1 pseudogene is annotated in these 349 nt (G+C 48.4%); it reads left to right on the forward strand.

Annotated features, from left to right (window positions below):
• Nucleotides 1-349, forward strand: a pseudogene (gene tuf, locus DB48_RS19565) (elongation factor Tu); the annotation flags it as partial.

Below are 349 nucleotides of genomic sequence, written 5' to 3' on the forward strand. Positions count from 1 at the left end.
TACGTGGTACTAAGCGTGATGAAGTTGAGCGTGGTCAAGTACTGGCTCAGCCTGGTTCAATCACTCCACACACTCAGTTCGAATCAGAAGTATACGTACTGTCAAAAGAAGAAGGTGGTCGTCACACTCCATTCTTCAAGGGCTACCGTCCACAGTTCTACTTCCGTACAACTGACGTAACCGGTACTATCGAGCTGCCAGAAGGCGTTGAAATGGTAATGCCTGGTGACAACATCAAGATGGTTGTTACTCTAATCTGCCCAATCGCGATGGACGAAGGTCTACGTTTCGCTATCCGTGAAGGTGGCCGTACAGTTGGTGCTGGTGTTGTTGCTAAGATCATCGCTTA

It is taken from the genome of Shewanella sp. cp20 (assembly GCF_000832025.1).
Lineage (GTDB): Bacteria > Pseudomonadota > Gammaproteobacteria > Enterobacterales > Shewanellaceae > Shewanella.